We start from the raw sequence: 16,501 nt of genomic DNA, 5'->3' as shown, positions 1-16,501 counted from the left end.
AAAGCCACTCGGCGAGGTCGAAGAGTGGCTCGGGTGCAATGCCATCCTCGGCACGAAGTACAGTCCACAGCTCAGAGTTGTACTGCCATCCTCCTGGGGTGAGATTTCCAGAGCCCACGGCGGCAAGAACCCTCTCGGAGCCTATGAAGAGTATTAGCTTCGGGTGAAACGCCCCCGGGTGGGACACGAGACCTAGTAGGTACTCCGAGCCCGCTCCTTTCATCGATAAGAGATCAGGCGACCACATTCCTGCATCTGCAATTATCGAAACTCTTGCGCCCATAGCGCGACATAAGCCAAGGATTCCTTTTTCGAAGAAACCTAGGTTTACGTTGAATGTGAGGAACAGAACCTCCTCGACATCCCAGTCACCGCTTCCTTCCATCTCATGAAGGAGGTCTGAAAGGCTCAATTGCCCTGGCATCTCATTCATTCACGCCGCTTTTCACAAGGTTCCATCGTTCGGCCGAGGTCTGTCCGTCCCGAACTCGCTTGACGAGTCCGAGACCGGACATAACCTGGGTTAGCTGATCCCACCTCAAGGACACCGGGCCGCCGCCTTCATCGGCGTCGCGGAATGCGTATCCGTCGCGGACAGTAAGTCGAGTTGGAACCTTCCACCGCCCATTCACCAGAGCCGATTTTGCATAGGCGATCCTCTGAGAGCGCGCGAGGAGAAGTCCGATGAGCTCGATACTCACATCCTTGAGGGGACGGTCATTTCTAAGGTCAAGAAAATTCTCAAACCAAGCAGGAGTCAGCTCATAGTTCCGGCGCTCTCGTTCCGGTGATTCGAAGTACGCCCCGACTTGCTCGTCTAGACGTCCCGAACGGCTAGCACCGATCACTAGCCATGCGAAGTTTCGCGCGCCGCTGTGTTCAATGCTCGCGACACTGGGGTCGTACTCGGCGTCGAGCAGGGAACCTCCAACGATTCCTGGAGGCAGACTGCGGCGAAACTCTGCGACGGTGCAACTTGGTAATTCGTCGGCCAGCGCGCCCTGGAGTTGCGATATAGGCACTACGCCAGTTGCTTTGGTGTTCACGAGCCAGCGCCAGAGGTCGCGCCACGCCCAGGTGTACCAGCGCCGCAACACGACTCCACGCCAGGCCGGAACTATCGGCAGGGTGCTCAAGCGAGGGTCCTCGGATGTGGTCGGGTCCGCGATGAGCACACGACTGAGCCAATTGGATATGTCTGGAGGCTCATACATTTCGATCAATCGGCACAGCATGAGTGCGGTCTGGGAGCGTCTATCCGCATCGTTCTTTTCGCCAGATGCGTCGCTAGAAAGCATTATCGACCGTAGCCACGCCCGTTCGGCGGCCTGCTCCCCGCATAGACAGAGATGCGGGTGGCTTTCTAACTCAGTTAGAGGAACGTCATCCTGCAGAGCAAGGTCCAGTAATCCCGCGAAGGCGTGTTTGAGCAATTTGGGGTCGGAGTTTTCACCAGGTAGGAGCCGGTCATTATCTGGAAAAATCAGACCAAGTGAACGTTCACTGGCGAAGTAGGGCGCGAGGAAGCCACGTCGGGCTTGCGCGTAGGCACGTGGCGCCGCCAGTTGCGAAATGGGAAGGACGTCAGCGTTCATTGAGTCAACGATTTTGTCCTGGCCGTGCGGCTGGGACATCCCTCGGTGAGCGTCGGGTGAGTTCCGTGCATGCAGGATCGAGACGGCGGCAAAGACGACTTCGCAACGCCTGAGGATATCCGTGGGATCGAAAGATGCAGCCGCGTCTAGAGTCGCCACATATGCATGGAGCGAGTAGTAGCGTGCGTGAGGGGTTACCGTGGTGATTCCCGGGAGGAGCGATTCAACGCGGCGCATGGCATAACCTTCAACCGCAAGTGGAAATCGCCCAGATGATGGGCGGTCGGTGTCGCCGGACCATTGTGGATGCGCCGTTGCCATTTATCCCCGTCTCGTAACTGCCATAGTCACGTTCTTGAACTCTAGCGCTTGCTAAGGGGCATAGTTAGGGTTCAGGAACCGTATTTTGATGGTCCTTCTGCTTCAGCTTTTCGAGCATTTCTGATTCCGGCGCCGGTACCATGACACCAAGCGCAACAAAGAACCACCGGGGGACACAGCCGTGCCATCAGCAGCACCCAAGAACTACGCCAACTTCATCTGGAACATCGCGGACCTCCTCAGAGGCTCCTACCGCCCGCACCAGTACGGCTCCATCGTCCTGCCGTTCACGGTCCTGCGCCGCATCGACGCGGTCCTCGCCGAGACCAAGAGCCAAGTCCTCACCGAGTACAACGCCAAGAAGGACGGCGCCATCCCGCTGACCGTCCTCCTGCCGCGCAAGTCCGGCCACGCGTTCTACAACACCTCCCGCTACGACTTCGCAAAGCTCACCGGCGATGCCGACAACATCCGCGACAACCTCCTCGACTACGTCCGCGGCTTCTCGGACAACGTCCGCGACATCTTCGAGAAGTACAAGCTCGAAGAGCGCATCGAGGAGCTCCATGACCACAACCTGCTCTTCCTCATCGTCCAGCAGTTCGCCGGCGTGGACCTGCACCCCAACAACGTCTCCAACGCAGAGATGGGCCTCATCTTCGAGGAACTCATCCGCAAGTTCGCGGAAACCTCCAACGAGACCGCCGGTGAGCACTTCACCCCGCGTGAGGTCATCCACCTCATGGTGGACCTGCTCTTCGCACCCGATGACGAAGACCTCCACCAGCCCAACATCGTTCGCTCCGTCTACGACCCCACAGCCGGCACCGGCGGCATGCTCTCCGTCTCCGAGGAACGCATCCGCGACGGCAATCCGGATGCCACCCTCATGCTCGCCGGCCAGGAAATCAACCCCGAGTCCTACGCCATCTGCAAGGCAGACATGGTCATCAAGGGCCAGGACGTGGACGCCATCGTCCTCGGTGACACCCTCATCGACGACGGACACCTCGGCAAGACCTTCAACTACTGCCTCTCCAACCCGCCCTTCGGCGTTGACTGGAAGAAAGCCCAGCCCACCGTCGAGAAGGAGCACCGCGAACAGGGCTACGACGGCCGCTTCGGCCCCGGTCTGCCCCGCGTCTCCGACGGCTCGCTGCTGTTCCTGCTGCACCTGATCAAGAAGATGCGCCCAGCGCGCGACGGCGGCGGCCGCGCAGCCATCGTCCTCAACGGCTCACCGCTGTTCACCGGCGGCGCCGGTTCCGGTGAGTCCGAGATCCGCCGCTACGTCCTGGAGCACGACCTCCTCGAAGCCATCATCGCCCTGCCCACGGACATGTTCTACAACACCGGCATCGCCACCTACGTCTGGGTCCTCACCAACCGCAAGGCCGCCGAGCGTAAGGGCACCGTCCAGCTCATCGACGGCACCAGCTTCTTCGAGAAGATGCGCAAGAGCCTCGGCTCCAAACGCAAACAACTGGGCACGGCGGATATTGACCGCATCGTGAAGCTGTATGGAAACTACTACGACGACGGCAGCCACAGCAAGATCTTCCAGAACCAGGACTTCGGGTACCGGACCATCACAGTCGAGCGGCCCCTGCGCCTGAATTTCGCCGCGACCGAGGAACGAATCGGAGAGGCCCTCGCGGTGAAGGCGGTCGCCAAGCTGGGGGAGGGACCGGTCGCCACGTTGCGGGAAGCCCTCGGCGCCATGGACCAGAACACAGCCTGGACCAACCGCGAGGACTTCACCGCCGATCTGCGGACAGCCGTGCGCGATGCCGGGCTCTCGCTCACTCCGGCACAGTACAAGGCGCTGGCGGTGGGCTTGTCCGCGCGGGACGACGAGGCCGACGTCTGCACCGACGCCAAGGGCCGCGCCGAAGCCGACCCCGACCTGCGCGACACCGAAAACCTCCCCCTCGACGAGGACATCCACGAGTACTTCGAGCGGGAAGTGAAACCCTTCGCCCCCGACGCCTGGATCGACGAAACGAAGACCAAGGTCGGCTACGAGATCCCCTTCACCAGGCACTTCTACAAGTACCAGGCATCGCGTTCCCTGGAGGAGATCGACGCCGACCTCGACGCCGTCCTCGGCCGCATCCGAGCCCGGCTCGAAAAGGTCCACGTATGACCGCCCTGAAGCCGTACCGGGAGTACAAGGACAGCGGTATTGAGTGGCTGGGGGAGGCTCCGGCTCATTGGAGCATCAGTCCAATAGGGCGTAACGCAGACTTGCGGAACGGTGCTGATTACAAAGACGTTGAGGTGGCCCAAGACGGCTATCCGGTTATTGGATCGGGTGGGGAGTTCAGACGTGCTTCGAAATTCATGTTCGATGGTGAATCGGTGCTTTTCGGGCGCAAAGGCACCATAGACAGGCCTCTGTACGTAAATGGTAGGTTCTGGACGGTCGACACGATGTTCTACACGGACATCGACCAGCGCAGGCTCTTTCCCAAGTTTTTGTACTACTTCGCTGCCCACATCCCGTACGGCTATTTCGTTACCAGCACCGCGCTGCCGAGCATGACCCAGAGTGACATCCGTTCCATCCGGATGGGCGTGCCACCGCTGGACGAACAGCGGGCGATTGCTTCATTCCTCGACCACGAGACGGCCGAGATCGATGCGTTCATTGCGGATCAGCAGGAGCTCATTGCGCTGCTGAACGAGCGACGCGCCGCCACCATCACCCAGGCCGTCACCAAGGGCCTCGACCCCAACGTCCCCATGAAAGACAGCGGCTTCGAATGGCTCGGCGACGTGCCGCAGCACTGGGGTGTCGATAAAGTTTCAAGAGCGTTTCGAGCGGCAAAAGGGAGAAGGGCGGCCGAACTAACGAAGGAGTTCTGCGCCGAAAACGAAGGTCAGTATCCCGTCTTCAGTGGACAGACTGAAAACGAGGGAATCATGGGCCGAATCGACTCCTATGAATTTGACGCTGGCACCACAGGCTACCTCTTCGCCACGACCGTAGGGGCAAAAGCTATGTCGGTCAAGCATGTCTTTAGTCGATTCAGTCTTTCGCAGAACTGCATGGTGATAGTGCCAAAGGTTGATCTTGTCGTGCGGTTCTACCTATACCTATTTCAAGTTCTATTTCGCTATGAGAAGGGCCGGATACCCCAACACATGCAGGCATCCTTCCGCATGGAAGACCTGTACCGATATCCGCTGCTGACGCTCGATAGGAACGAGCAACAGCAAATCGCCGACTACCTTGACCGCGAAACAGCCGAGATCGAAGCCGCTATTGCAGATGCCAAGGAAGCCATTGAACTCTCGAAGGAGCGTCGGACTGCGCTGATTTCGGCTGCGGTGACGGGGAAGATCGATGTCCGGGATCATCCGGCCGCTAAGGAGGCCGCATAGCCATGGCGATCCACAACGAAAAAGAGTTCGAACGCGAACTCTGCGAGTACCTCGCCGCCCACGGCTGGCTCTGCACCGAGGGCGGCAAGGGCTACGACAAGGCTCTCGCCCTCTACCCGGATGACGTCCGCACCTGGTTGGAGGAAACGCAGCCGGAGCAGTTCCGGAAGATCGTCAACCCCACCGAAAGACCCGACGTCCAGGCGAAGTCCTTCAAGCGCATCCTCGACCGCCTCACCAAGGTCCTCGACACGCCGCTGGAAAACGGTGGCGGCACTCTGGCGGTGCTGCGCAACGGATTCAAGGTGACGCCGTCGTCCTTTTCAATGTGTCAGTTCAAACCGGCTGACGATCTGAATCCGAAAACAGTGGCCGACTACTCGGCCGTCCGGCTCCGCGTGGTGCGCCAAGTGTTCTACTCGGGCGATAACAAAAAGAGCCTGGACCTGGTGTTCTTCGTCAACGGGCTGCCCGTCGCCACCATGGAGCTGAAGACGGACTTCACCCAGACGGTGCAGGACGCCGTCGACCAGTACAAGTCCGCACGTCTGCCCGTAGACCCTGAGACCCGCCGTGCCGAGCCGCTGCTGTCCTTCGGGCACCGGGCGCTGGTGCACTTCGCCGTCTCCAACAGTGAAGCCTTCATGACCACCAACCTGCAGGGCGCGCAGACCCGGTTCCTGCCGTTCAATATGGGAAACAACGGGCACAAGGGCAACCCGGATAACCCGCACGGCTCGGCCACCAACTACCTCTGGGAGCGCGTGCTCCAGCGCGATTCCTGGCTGACCATCTTGGGCAAGTTCATGCACCTGCAGGTGGAGAAGAAGGCTGACCCGATCACGGGCAAGAAGACAGTCAACAAGTCGCTGCTCTTCCCGCGCTTCCACCAGTGGGAGGCCGTGAACCAGCTCGCCGAGACCGCTGCCGCGGAAGGTCCGGGCCACCGGTACCTGATCCAGCACTCGGCCGGGTCGGGCAAGACCAATTCCATCGCCTGGACGGCGCACCGGCTCAACTCGCTGCACACGGAGGCGGGGGAGAAAGTCTTCGATTCGGTGATTGTCATCAGCGACCGCAAGGTTCTCGACGGCCAGTTGCGCGATGCCGTGCAGCAGCTCGAGAAGACACAGGGTGTGTTTGAGGCGATCACCTCCACGGGCGGTTCGAAGTCCTCAGCCCTGTCCGAGGCGTTGCTCGCCGGCCGGCAGATCATCGGCGTCACGCTGCAGACCTTCCCCTTCGCCCTGCAGGCGATCGAGCAGAACGCCGGGCTGGCCGGACGCAGCTACGCGGTCATCGCCGACGAAGCCCACAGCTCCCAGACCGGTGAGGCCGCGAAGACCCTGAAGAAGGTCCTCACCGCCACAGATGAGGAGTCCGCGGAAGCCGATGACGACGTCGTCGTGACCGCTGAGGACATTCTCGCCGCGGAGATGACCAGCCGGGCGGAGAGCAGGAACATTTCCTTCTTCGCATTCACGGCGACGCCGAAGGCGAAGACGCTGGAGCTGTTCGGGCGCAAGGATCCCAGTGGGCTGCCGCGGCCGTTCCATGTGTATTCGATGCAGCAGGCCATCGAGGAGGGGTTCATCCTCGATGTGCTGAAGAACTACACGCCGTACAAGCTCGCGTTCAAGCTGGCGCACAACGGGGTGGATTATGACCAGGACGGCGCGGTCATTGAGAAGTCCGAGGCCGTCAAGGAGCTGATGCGGTGGGTGAAGCTGCACCCGTACAACATCAGCCAGAAGGTCGCGATCATCGTGGAGCATTTCCGGTCCAATGTGCGTCATCACCTGGCGGGGCGGGCGAAGGCGATGGTGGTGACCGGATCGCGCAAGGAAGCCGTCCGGTACAAGCTTGCGATCGACAAGTACATTGCCGAGAAGGGGTACCGGGACCTCGCGGCGCTGGTGGCTTTCTCCGGGGAGGTCAATGATCCTGAGTCCGGACCGTCCGGGTTCACCGAGACGAGCATGAATCCGGGCCTGAAGGGGCGCGAACTGCCGCAGGCGTTCGCGACGGACGAGTTCCAGATCATGCTGGTCGCCAACAAGTTCCAGACCGGGTTCGACCAGCCGCTACTGGTGGCCATGTACGTGGACAAGAAGCTCTCCGGCATTTCGGCGGTGCAGACGCTGTCCCGGCTGAACCGGGTGACCGAGGGCAAGGACCAGACGTACGTGCTGGACTTCGTGAACGAGCCCGAGGAGATCCTTGCCGCGTTCAAGCAGTACCACACCGAGGCGGAGCTCTCCGGTGTGACGGACCCGGATATCGTGCACGATCTGCAGACCAAGCTCGACGGGACCGGGATTTACGACTCTTCTGATGTTGAGCGTGCGGTTGCTGCCTGGGTTGGGAAGGTGAGCCACGAGGAGCTCAACGCATCGGTGGCGCCGGCTCGTTCGGTGTTCCGCAAGCGGTATCAGGCTGCGGTGGAAGCCGGAGACAAGGCCGTCCAGGATGCGCTGGACATGTTTCGCAAGGACCTGGGGAGCTTCATCCGGGCGTACGACTTCTTGTCGCAGATCATCGACTACCAGGACACGGACCTGGAGAAGCGATCCATCTTCTACCGGCTGCTGATCCGGGTGATTCGGGCGGACAACCAGAACCGGGACCGCATCGACCTGTCCGAGGTGGTGATGACCCACTACAAGCTGCAGAAGCAGCAGAAGGCCGACCTGCGGTTGGCTGAGGGGGAGGCTGCGCTGCTTGATCCGGTGCGTGAGGTTGGTTCCGGGACGGGGCATGATCCGCAGAAGGTGCGCTGGGCGGAGATCATCGAGCAGGTGAACACGCTGTTTGAGGGTGGCGGTTTCTCTGACGCCGACCAGCTCTCCCTACTGGAGTCGGTGATGAACAAGGCGCTTGAGAATGAGACGTTGCGAAATCAAGCGAAGGCGAATCGCAAGGTCGACTTCTACTCCTCGCCCAAAATTCTTCGGACCGTGGAGGACACGGTCATCGAAACGGGAGAGCAGCACGCCAAGGGCGTCAACTGGCTCCTTTCGCCGGACAAGCTGCCCGAGCTCATCGAAGTGCTGAGGACGATGGGGATGTACGAGAAGTTTCGTGGGGAAGAGTTGGCTTAGCTGGCCTTGGCCGCCCGGGCTGCCGGGGCTGCCGGGGCTGCGGGTTGGTGTCGTTGCGGAGACGATTCTGAGCTCTGCCTATCAGTACGCACAGCTCGAAGTGCGCGAGGCCACCACATGCAACAGTCGGCTGAACGCTGGGTGAAGCGGTATTTTCCGCCCCTGAAGTGCAGGGGTGTAACAAGCCGGAACCACTCGGGGTCGACGACACTTGATCCCAGAGTCGTTCATGACTGCTCCTGTTAATCTAAAGGGATATAAAGTACGAGTATGGGTTGGAGCAGCGTGGAGGGACCGTCGATGGTTGAGACATTTGGTGGTGAGCGAGGGGAACAAACCCAGACACAGGAATGCCGGTTCTGCGAACTTCCGAGACGGGAAGAAATCCTACTCGAATCTGAATGGGCATACTCATTTCCGTCCCTCGGAGCGTTGATTGAGGGTTGGATGCTCGTGTCCCCAAGAAGTCATGTCTTCTCTCTTTCAGAGCTGGACGGAACCGAGTGGGATGCGTTTCGTGAGCTTGCTATGAACACACGCCTGAGAGTGGAAAAACTATATGGGACGTGCGTGACGTTCGAACATGGCGCAGCAGGGAGTGGACGAGGCGCTGGGTGCGGTGTGAACCATGCACACCTTCACGTGGTGCCGATGGACGTGGATTTACGCGCCGTCATAGCGGAATCTTCCGACAAGGTGGGTACATATGACTGGAATGTCTCCGACTGTCGCCCCGCCGGTCTAGCGGACATGGATTACATCCATCTAAGCGACCGGACGGGTTCGTGGATAACGTACGCTCACGCGTTACCCAGCCAGGTGGTGCGGAGAGCTCTGGCGCGTCTTTTACAGCAGGATCTTTGGGATTGGAAATCAGCCCTACGAGAAGATCTGGCGTTGAAGACGGTCACGCAACTTCGTGCCGCATGACATCGTCCAGTCCACCTGACGACGGGACGTCCGGGCCACGGGAAGACACATCCTTTGCGCCTGATGAACCCACCGATGGTCGATCTATCGGTGATTGGCGCTCACGATACTCTGGGTGGCGTTGCATAGGACAGATTTGTTTCGAATCCTTCTATATATTTATAACCATCGTCCTAAGTTTGTACTTGATGCTCGCTGTTGCTTTAGGGTGGTTTTCCTTGCCCTTGGCGACTTCGGAACGGGCGGCCATCGCCCCGTTCGCCCTGGCCTACGTTGGAGGCCATTTTGGCGGTTCACTCTTTACGACGAAGTGGCTTTATCACACCGTTGCTAGAGGAATATGGAATGCGGACAGGCTCCTGTGGCGAATCTTCACGCCTTTTCTCTCCGGTGGCGCTGCATTAGCTCTCGTGTTGCTCTCGGCGGGTGGAGTTGTCCCTTTGCTGGGGGAAGAGATTGTCAGGAACAGTGCCGGATGCCTAGGTATCGGCATCGTCATCGGGTACTTTTCTGACAAAGCTTTCAGCGCGCTCGGCCGCTTCGCCGAGCGACATTTCGGCGACGATAAAGGCGAGAAGTAGGTGCTGTGGTGCCGACTGAATATGCTTTTTGTACCCCCGCCAGACGCTGGCCAGACCTGCCGCTAGCTACACATAATGATGCCGGAAAAAAAGGTGCGGGCCTACTCGGAATTCCACCTAGATGGTACCCTGCGACACTGGTTATTTCTCCCACCTTCCATCGAGAAATCAGAGCTAAGTCGAACACAGATGACGCGTTATCTACGCTATTGATGTCTCCGCCGGTTATGGCGGCTATTCGATCCATCGAGCAGGACTCATCTCAGGGAAAATTGTTGGCAAGAAGCAGCGCCGTTGAGGAGTCCATTCGGGAGCGGGGCAAATACGTTAGCGTCGAATGCTCGAGCCGTTGTGACAATTTGAGCGAAGCAGTCAAGGAAGTATGGGCGAACCGCGGAAGTATCGCAGACAGTGACATAGGAGTGCTCATTCAACCGCTATTGGCGGTCCAGATGAGAGGGCACCTATCCAACGAGCACCGACTCTCCCGTGACAGCTTCTCCTGGACAACTGAGCTCGAATTTGGTTCATCCACGTCGATTCAACGATGGCGGGTTACGGCGGACGACCCCAGTTCAGATGAGGCACTGACAGCCAACACTCCGGACGCTTTGATCGCCCGACTCCGTGGAGTGGCGAGTAGGCTCGCGCGCCACGCTTCCAGATATCACCTTGAGTGGGTTTGGGACGGCAAACACTTGTGGATCGTACAAGCCGATCAGATCTCGAAGGTCCATGGGCCCGGTCCCGGCGAGGTGTGGAGGGAGCCTTTCGCGGAATTACCGTCCCAGCCTCTCGACCATTGGAGATCGCTGGACGAAATCAGTGATGCTAGTCCGCTACTTCGTTGGAACAAGATCGCAAGCCTGGTGAGATTCAGGAGTAGTGATTTGCCAACTGCGCGTCTCTGGGTACTTCAAGGGGAGGACTTGATTCTCGGCCTCGTTGCTGGTTCTCCATCAGAGTCACTGTTAGCGGAGCTGGAATTGCTCACCGGATCGACCCTGATCATCCGAACCGACGTGGTGGGTAAGAAACAGGAATTAATGCTGACTAAGTGTGAAACGAAGGACGCGAACCGTGCACTCGAATTCCTTCGTGCGACGTCCACACGTCTGGTGAAGTTGGGCGTGCCGGCGTCCTCAATTTGTTTTCTGGCGCACCGATACATTGCGGCTCGGGCTTGTGCGTGGAGCTTATCGAAACCGAATAGTACGGAGGTGATAATCCACAGCACGTGGGGGCTGCTGGATGGCTTGGGATGGTTGCCGCATGACGTTTTCCACTTTGATGTCGACAGCGGAGAGTTGAAGGCGCGATCCGTCGAAGGTAAGAGTGAGTATCTCGATGCGGACGAGGATGGTGTCTGGTCTATTCGTTCCACACCCACTGAATGGATTTGGCGCTCGAGTATGTCCCTCGGCCAAATAAGGCTCGTCGCCGAGGGTGCTCGCCGTCTCGCCGCAACTGAGGACAAGACGATCTTGACCATGTGGTTTATTGATCTGTTGGATGAGAGTGGCATCGAGTGTCTTCCCTGGATTACGCACACTAACGTGCCGCTAATCAAAGGTGATGAACCACCTAGCCGTCTGACACCGATAACGGTCCGTTCCACAAGTGATTTGGACGAGGTTGATGAAAAACTTCTTACTAGGAAGGCAGCTATTCTTGAGCTTCACCCCGGATCTGAGCTGGTTCGGGACAGGGATCTGATCGATAAAGTAATTCAACTGGCGCTGCGCTTGGATCTTCCTGTGCAAATAATCGGGAGCCCCTTAGGTCATCCATATTATTTATTGAGCGCCGCGGGCGTGCGCGTCACCTGTCGTCAAAACAATGTGGAATCGCAAACTGCTCACGGCAAGATCGTTAGGGACACTATTCCCGACATTATTGAACGTAATGGTGAATCGGCATCGTACTACAAGGCAGTAGGTAGGCAGCGTGAGAAGCTTTTTCGCGTGAAGGTTCTTGAAGAAGCTATGGAGCTCTTCAGAGCGAAAAATCGCGAGCAGTCTTTAGATGAGATGGCGGATCTCGAAGAAATAGTCTCCGCATTGCGCAGAGAGGTCGGAATATCTAAGAAGGAACTCGCTGAACGTATGGGGGATAAGCGTGCTAAAAGGGGAGGATTCAGTCTCGGACTAGTCTTGAATCGCACAAGCTCGGTGACAGACTTGGTGGTTCCGGATCAGCCTCCGTTGCCCGGAATGGAGTATTACGATGAGCGTGTAATTTCCTGGCAGGTGAAAAAGGAAGGCGGCCGTCTGCTTCTCAACTACATCCCACCAATCACTGGGCATCGTTCTACGTTCACAATCGGCCTTGCTGGTATGGATGTGCGAATCAAGTATCTTGATTCTCACATTGAGATCGAGAAGGTCATGGAGGTCAAAGGTGACGTGCCGGACGCCCTCTGGTGATGCGTCCGTCTAATCGCAACAAGGGGTAGTCATTTCAACAGGAAACGGAAATCACAGCCTTCGTCGGCTTGGGTCACTTCCTGCACGTACAGGCGTCGGTAGCCGCGTTCCGGCACCGTCGGTGACGCCGGGCCGAGCTCGTCGGCTCTCCGCTGGAGCTCCTCCTCGGAAACCTTAAGCTGCACCAGCCGCCGGCTGACACTCAGGGTGACCATGTCCCCGGTCCGCACCAAACGCAGCGGCCCACCAACCGCCGACTCCGGCGTCACGTGTAGCACCACTGCGCCGGCCGCAGTGCCAGACATACGGCCGTCCGAGATCCGCACCATGTCCTTCACACCCTGGGCTGCGAGCTTCTTCGGGATCGGTAGATAGCCGGCCTCCGGCATCCCGGGATTCCCCACCGGGCCGATGTTCTTCAGCACCAGCACTGAATCGGCAGTGACCTCAAGCGAAGGATCATCGATCCGCGCAGCGAGGTCGGCGGCGTTCTCAAACACGACAGCGGGTCCCGAATGCTCAAGCAACGCCGGCGATACCGCCGCCTGCTTGATGATCGCCCCACCCGGAGCCAGGTTCCCGCACAACACCGCAAGGCTGCCCTGCGGATAGATGGGGGCCGAAAGCGGTCGGATGATGTCCTGCGGGAAGCCGGGACCGGCGTCGTCGATCTCTTCACCCAGCGTGCGGCCGGTGACCGTCATGACGTCGCGGTTGATCAGCGAACCCAGCTCACGCAGCACGGCAGGAACACCGCCGGCACGGTGGAAGTCCTCCATGTAGTACTTGCCGGAGGGCTTCAGATCCACCAGCACCGGCGTCTCGGCACTCATCCGGTCCAGCTCATCCAGTGACAACTTGATCCCCAGTCTCCCGGCCACCGCGGTCAGGTGAATGATCGCGTTCGTCGAACCGCCGATCGCCAGCAGCATCCGCAGCCCGTTCTGGAAAGCCTCGGGCGTCAGGATCGATGACGGTGCAACCCCAGCAGAAGCCATCGCCACGGCCTGTGTCCCGGTGTGTTCGGCAATCCGCACCCGGTCCGCCGTCACCGCCGGAGCAGAAGCCGAGCCGGGCAACGCAATCCCCATCGCCTCAGCGATGCACGCCATGGTGCTCGCCGTCCCCATCACCGAGCAGGTGCCGACGCTGCCCACCAGGCGTGAGTTCACGTCGTCGACCTCTGGTTTTGTAATCTCACCGCCGCGGAACTTGCCCCAATACGCCCGGCAGTCCGTGCACGCACCGACCCGCTCGCCGCGGTACCCACCGGTCAGCATCGACCCGGTGACCAGCGAAATCGCCGGCACACCCGCCGACGCCGCACCCATCAGCTGCGCCGGCACCGTCTTGTCACACCCACCGATCAGCACGACGGCGTCCATCGGCTGCGCGCGGATCATCTCCTCCGTGTCCATCGACATCAGGTTCCGCAGGAACATGCTGGTGGGGGAGGAGAAGCTCTCATGCACCGAGATGGTCGGGAACTCCACCGGCAGCCCACCGGCCAGCATCACGCCACGCTTCACGGCCTCCACCAGCGCCGGCATGTTGCCGTGGCACGGGTTGTAGCCGCTGCCGGTGTTCACGATCCCGACGACGGTCCTATCCAGCGCATCATCCGAATATCCGGCACCCTTGATGAACGCCTTGCGGAGGAAGAGCGAGAACTCGGCGTCGCCGTAGCTGGTAAGGCCGCGGCGGAGGCCTGTGGGTGCGGGTGAGGGGGAGTCGCTCATCGGAACGCAGGCGTCCCGGTGATGTGGTTGCCCAGGATCAGGGTGTGCACCTCGTCGGTACCCTCGTACGTGCGCACACTCTCCAGATTGTTTGCGTGACGCAGCGGCGAGTAGTCCAGCGTGATCCCGTTGCCGCCGAGCATCGCCCGCGCCTCCCGGCAGATCTCGATCGCCTCGCGGCAGTTGTTCAGCTTGCCCACCGAGATCTGGTACGGCTCCAGCGTCCCGGCATCCTTCAGCCGGCCCACCTGCAGCGCCAACAGTGTGCCTTTGTTGATCTCCAGGGCCATGTTCACAAGCTTCTGCTGGGTCAGCTGGTACCCGGACAGAGGCTTGCCGAACTGCAGACGCTCCTTCGAGTAGTTCAGTGCCGCCTCGTAGCTGTCCCGCGCGGCGCCCATCGCACCCCAGATGATGCCGTACCGTGCCTCATTCAGGCACTCAAACGGGCCGCGCAGCCCCTTGGCCTTCGGCAGCATCGCCGACTCCGGCAGCCGCACATCCTCAAGCGAAATGTCGCACTGGATCGACGCCCGCATCGACAGCTTCTGCGTGATCGGGGTCGCCGTGAACCCCGGCGTGTCCGTGGGCACCACAAAGCCGCGGACGCCGTCGTCGGTCATGGCCCAGATGATCGCGACCTGCGCCACGGAAGCCAGCCCGATCCAGCGCTTGGCTCCGTTGATAACCCAGTCATCGCCGTCGCGCTTTGCAAAGGTGGTCATGGAACCGGGGTCGGATCCGGAGGAGGGCTCCGTCAGCCCGAAGCAACCGATCACCTCTCCGGCCGCCATGCGCGGCAGCCACTCGTTCTTCTGCTCCTCGGAGCCGTGCTTGGCCAGCGCGCTCATCGCCAGCGACCCCTGCACGCTCACAAACGTGCGCAGGCCGGAATCGCCCGCCTCGAGCTCCATCGCTGCGATGCCGTACTCCACCGAGCTGCGGCCCGGGCAGCCGTACCCCTTGATGTGCATGCCGAGGACGCCCAGCTCAGCCATCTTCGGCACGATCTCCAGCGGGAACACCGCATTGTCATACCACTCGGCGATGTTCGGCTTGATTTCCGTCTCCACGAAGGAACGGACTTTGGAACGCAGCTCGATCTCCTCCTGCGACAGGAGCGAGTCGATGGACAGAAGGTCAACAGACATGGTTCTACTTTCCGGTTGAGGTGGCTGGGAGCGGCGTGAACGCCGCATCGTTGTGTTCGCCGAGCAGCGGCGGCAGGCGCCGGTAGCTCGCGGGGGTCTCGGACAGGTGGATCGGGTTGGCGACCTGGTGGCTGGTGCGCGGGCCGGCGTCGTCGGCCATTTCGACGGCGGGATCAAGTCCCAGCTCCTTGGCCAGGTCCAGTGCCTCCACAATGGAGTTCACCTTCCCGGCCGGGACGCCCTCCTTCGAGAGGACGGCGGACCACTCGGCCGCGGGACGCTTGGCGAGCTGCTCCTCGAGCAGCGCCTTGAGCTCGTCACGGTGGGCCACGCGCTGGGTGTTGGTCCGGAACCGCTCGTCCTCCGACATCGAGGGGACCCCGAGGATCCGGACGAGGGAAGCGAACTGCCGGTCCGTCCCGACGGCCACGGCCAGCGGCCCGTCGGCGGTCTTCAATGTCTCATACGGCGCGATCGAGGGGTGCGCGTTCCCCATCCGCTGCGGCGCCTCACCGGTGGCCAGCGTGCTCGACGCCTGGTTCACCAGCCCCGCCAGCAGCGACGACAGCAGGTTCACGTCGATCCGCTGGCCCGTGCCCGTCGCGTCCTTGTGCCGCAGCGCCGCGAGGATCCCGAGCGCCGCGTTCTGCCCGGTGACCACGTCCACCAGCGCCACGCCCACCTTGCTCGGCTCCGAGTCCAGCGATCCGGTGACGCTCATCAGCCCGCCGACGGCCTGCACCAGGAGGTCATACCCCGGAAGGTGGGCTCCCGCCGTCGAACCGAATCCGGTGATGGAGCAGTAGATGAGGTCGGGCTTTTCGGCGTGCAGCGTCTCGTAGTCCAGGCCGAACTTCTTCATCACGCCGGGCCGGAAGTTCTCGATGATCACGTCGGAGCCCAGCGCCAGTTCCTTTGCTCGCGCCAGCCCCTCGTCCGTCCGCAGGTCACAGACCACCGAGCGTTTGTTCCGGTTCACGCTGGAGAAGTACGTGCCGACGCCGTGCTCATCGACGGGTGGCGTCCAGGACCGGGTGTCATCCCCGGCAGGGCTCTCCACCTTGATCACGTCCGCCCCGAAATCGGCGAGCATCATCGACGCATACGGTCCCGCGAGGACCCGGGAAAAGTCCGCGATCCGGATGCCCTCGAGCGGTCCTGCTCCTGACGTGCCCATGACGCGTCATCTCCTTTACTTGCTGGTGCGTTGAGTTGGCAGGACACGCCGTGAAAGGCGGGTCAAAAGGGGTGTGTCCTGCCAACTCAACGC

The 16,501-nt window shown here is 60.5% G+C and carries 10 protein-coding genes; 5 read left to right on the top strand and 5 right to left on the bottom strand.

What is annotated here, in order from left to right:
• Together X803_RS0103940 and X803_RS0103935 are read right to left on the bottom strand one after the other, a co-directional pair.
• A partial coding sequence (locus X803_RS0103940; RefSeq protein WP_026544125.1) for a phospholipase D-like domain-containing protein occupies positions 1-433 on the bottom strand: 433 nt, incomplete at its 3' end.
• Positions 426-1,595: a hypothetical protein gene (locus X803_RS0103935; RefSeq protein WP_156929955.1), complete on the bottom strand. Its 1,170-nt coding sequence runs from the start codon at positions 1,593-1,595 to the stop codon at positions 426-428. The genes X803_RS0103940 and X803_RS0103935, both read right to left, overlap by 8 nt.
• 502 nt (positions 1,596-2,097) lie before the next feature.
• Between X803_RS0103935 and X803_RS0103930 the strand changes: the two genes are divergently transcribed.
• The 5 genes from X803_RS0103930 to X803_RS20920 all read left to right on the top strand — a co-directional run bounded on the left by X803_RS0103930 (position 2,098) and on the right by X803_RS20920 (position 12,341).
• Entirely contained in the window at positions 2,098-4,062 is a 1,965-nt protein-coding gene (locus tag X803_RS0103930) for a type I restriction-modification system subunit M (RefSeq protein WP_026544123.1), read from the top strand.
• Positions 4,059-5,303: a restriction endonuclease subunit S gene (locus X803_RS21315; RefSeq protein WP_026544122.1), complete on the top strand. Its 1,245-nt coding sequence runs from the start codon at positions 4,059-4,061 to the stop codon at positions 5,301-5,303. Before X803_RS0103930 ends, X803_RS21315 begins: the two co-directional genes overlap by 4 nt.
• A gap of 2 nt (positions 5,304-5,305) precedes the next feature.
• Positions 5,306-8,404: a type I restriction endonuclease subunit R gene (locus tag X803_RS0103920; RefSeq protein WP_026544121.1), complete on the top strand. Its 3,099-nt coding sequence runs from the start codon at positions 5,306-5,308 to the stop codon at positions 8,402-8,404.
• A 1,118-nt stretch (positions 8,405-9,522) separates the two neighbouring features.
• A complete protein-coding gene (locus X803_RS0103915) occupies positions 9,523-9,915 on the top strand; it encodes a hypothetical protein (protein ID WP_156929954.1) in 393 nt (130 codons plus the stop codon).
• Positions 9,916-10,844: 929 nt separating this feature from the next.
• The gene (locus tag X803_RS20920) at positions 10,845-12,341 is read left to right on the top strand and encodes a nucleoside triphosphate pyrophosphohydrolase (RefSeq protein WP_156929953.1); all 1,497 of its coding nucleotides are present in this window, start codon (positions 10,845-10,847) and stop codon (positions 12,339-12,341) included.
• 29 nt (positions 12,342-12,370) lie between these two features.
• Here the strand turns inward: X803_RS20920 and X803_RS0103905 are convergent, their stop codons facing one another.
• Genes X803_RS0103905 through X803_RS0103895 form a run of 3 tightly spaced genes read right to left on the bottom strand, consistent with a single transcriptional unit; the run spans position 12,371 to position 16,408 of the window.
• A complete protein-coding gene (locus tag X803_RS0103905; protein ID WP_026544119.1) occupies positions 12,371-14,080 on the bottom strand; it encodes an IlvD/Edd family dehydratase in 1,710 nt (569 codons plus the stop codon).
• Positions 14,077-15,231, bottom strand: coding sequence for an acyl-CoA dehydrogenase family protein (locus X803_RS0103900; RefSeq protein WP_026544118.1), 1,155 nt, complete (start codon positions 15,229-15,231; stop codon positions 14,077-14,079). Before X803_RS0103900 ends, X803_RS0103905 begins: the two co-directional genes overlap by 4 nt.
• Positions 15,232-15,235: 4 nt before the next feature.
• A complete protein-coding gene (locus tag X803_RS0103895) occupies positions 15,236-16,408 on the bottom strand; it encodes a CaiB/BaiF CoA transferase family protein (RefSeq protein ID WP_026544117.1) in 1,173 nt (390 codons plus the stop codon).
• Between the last annotated feature and the right edge of the window lie 93 nt (positions 16,409-16,501).

The sequence above is a fragment of the Arthrobacter sp. 35/47 genome (genome assembly GCF_000520475.1).
GTDB classification, from domain to species: Bacteria; Actinomycetota; Actinomycetes; order Actinomycetales; family Micrococcaceae; genus Arthrobacter_D; species Arthrobacter_D subterraneus.
Note: the sequence above shows the minus strand (reverse complement) of the source record. Positions and strands in the feature narration are given on the sequence as shown.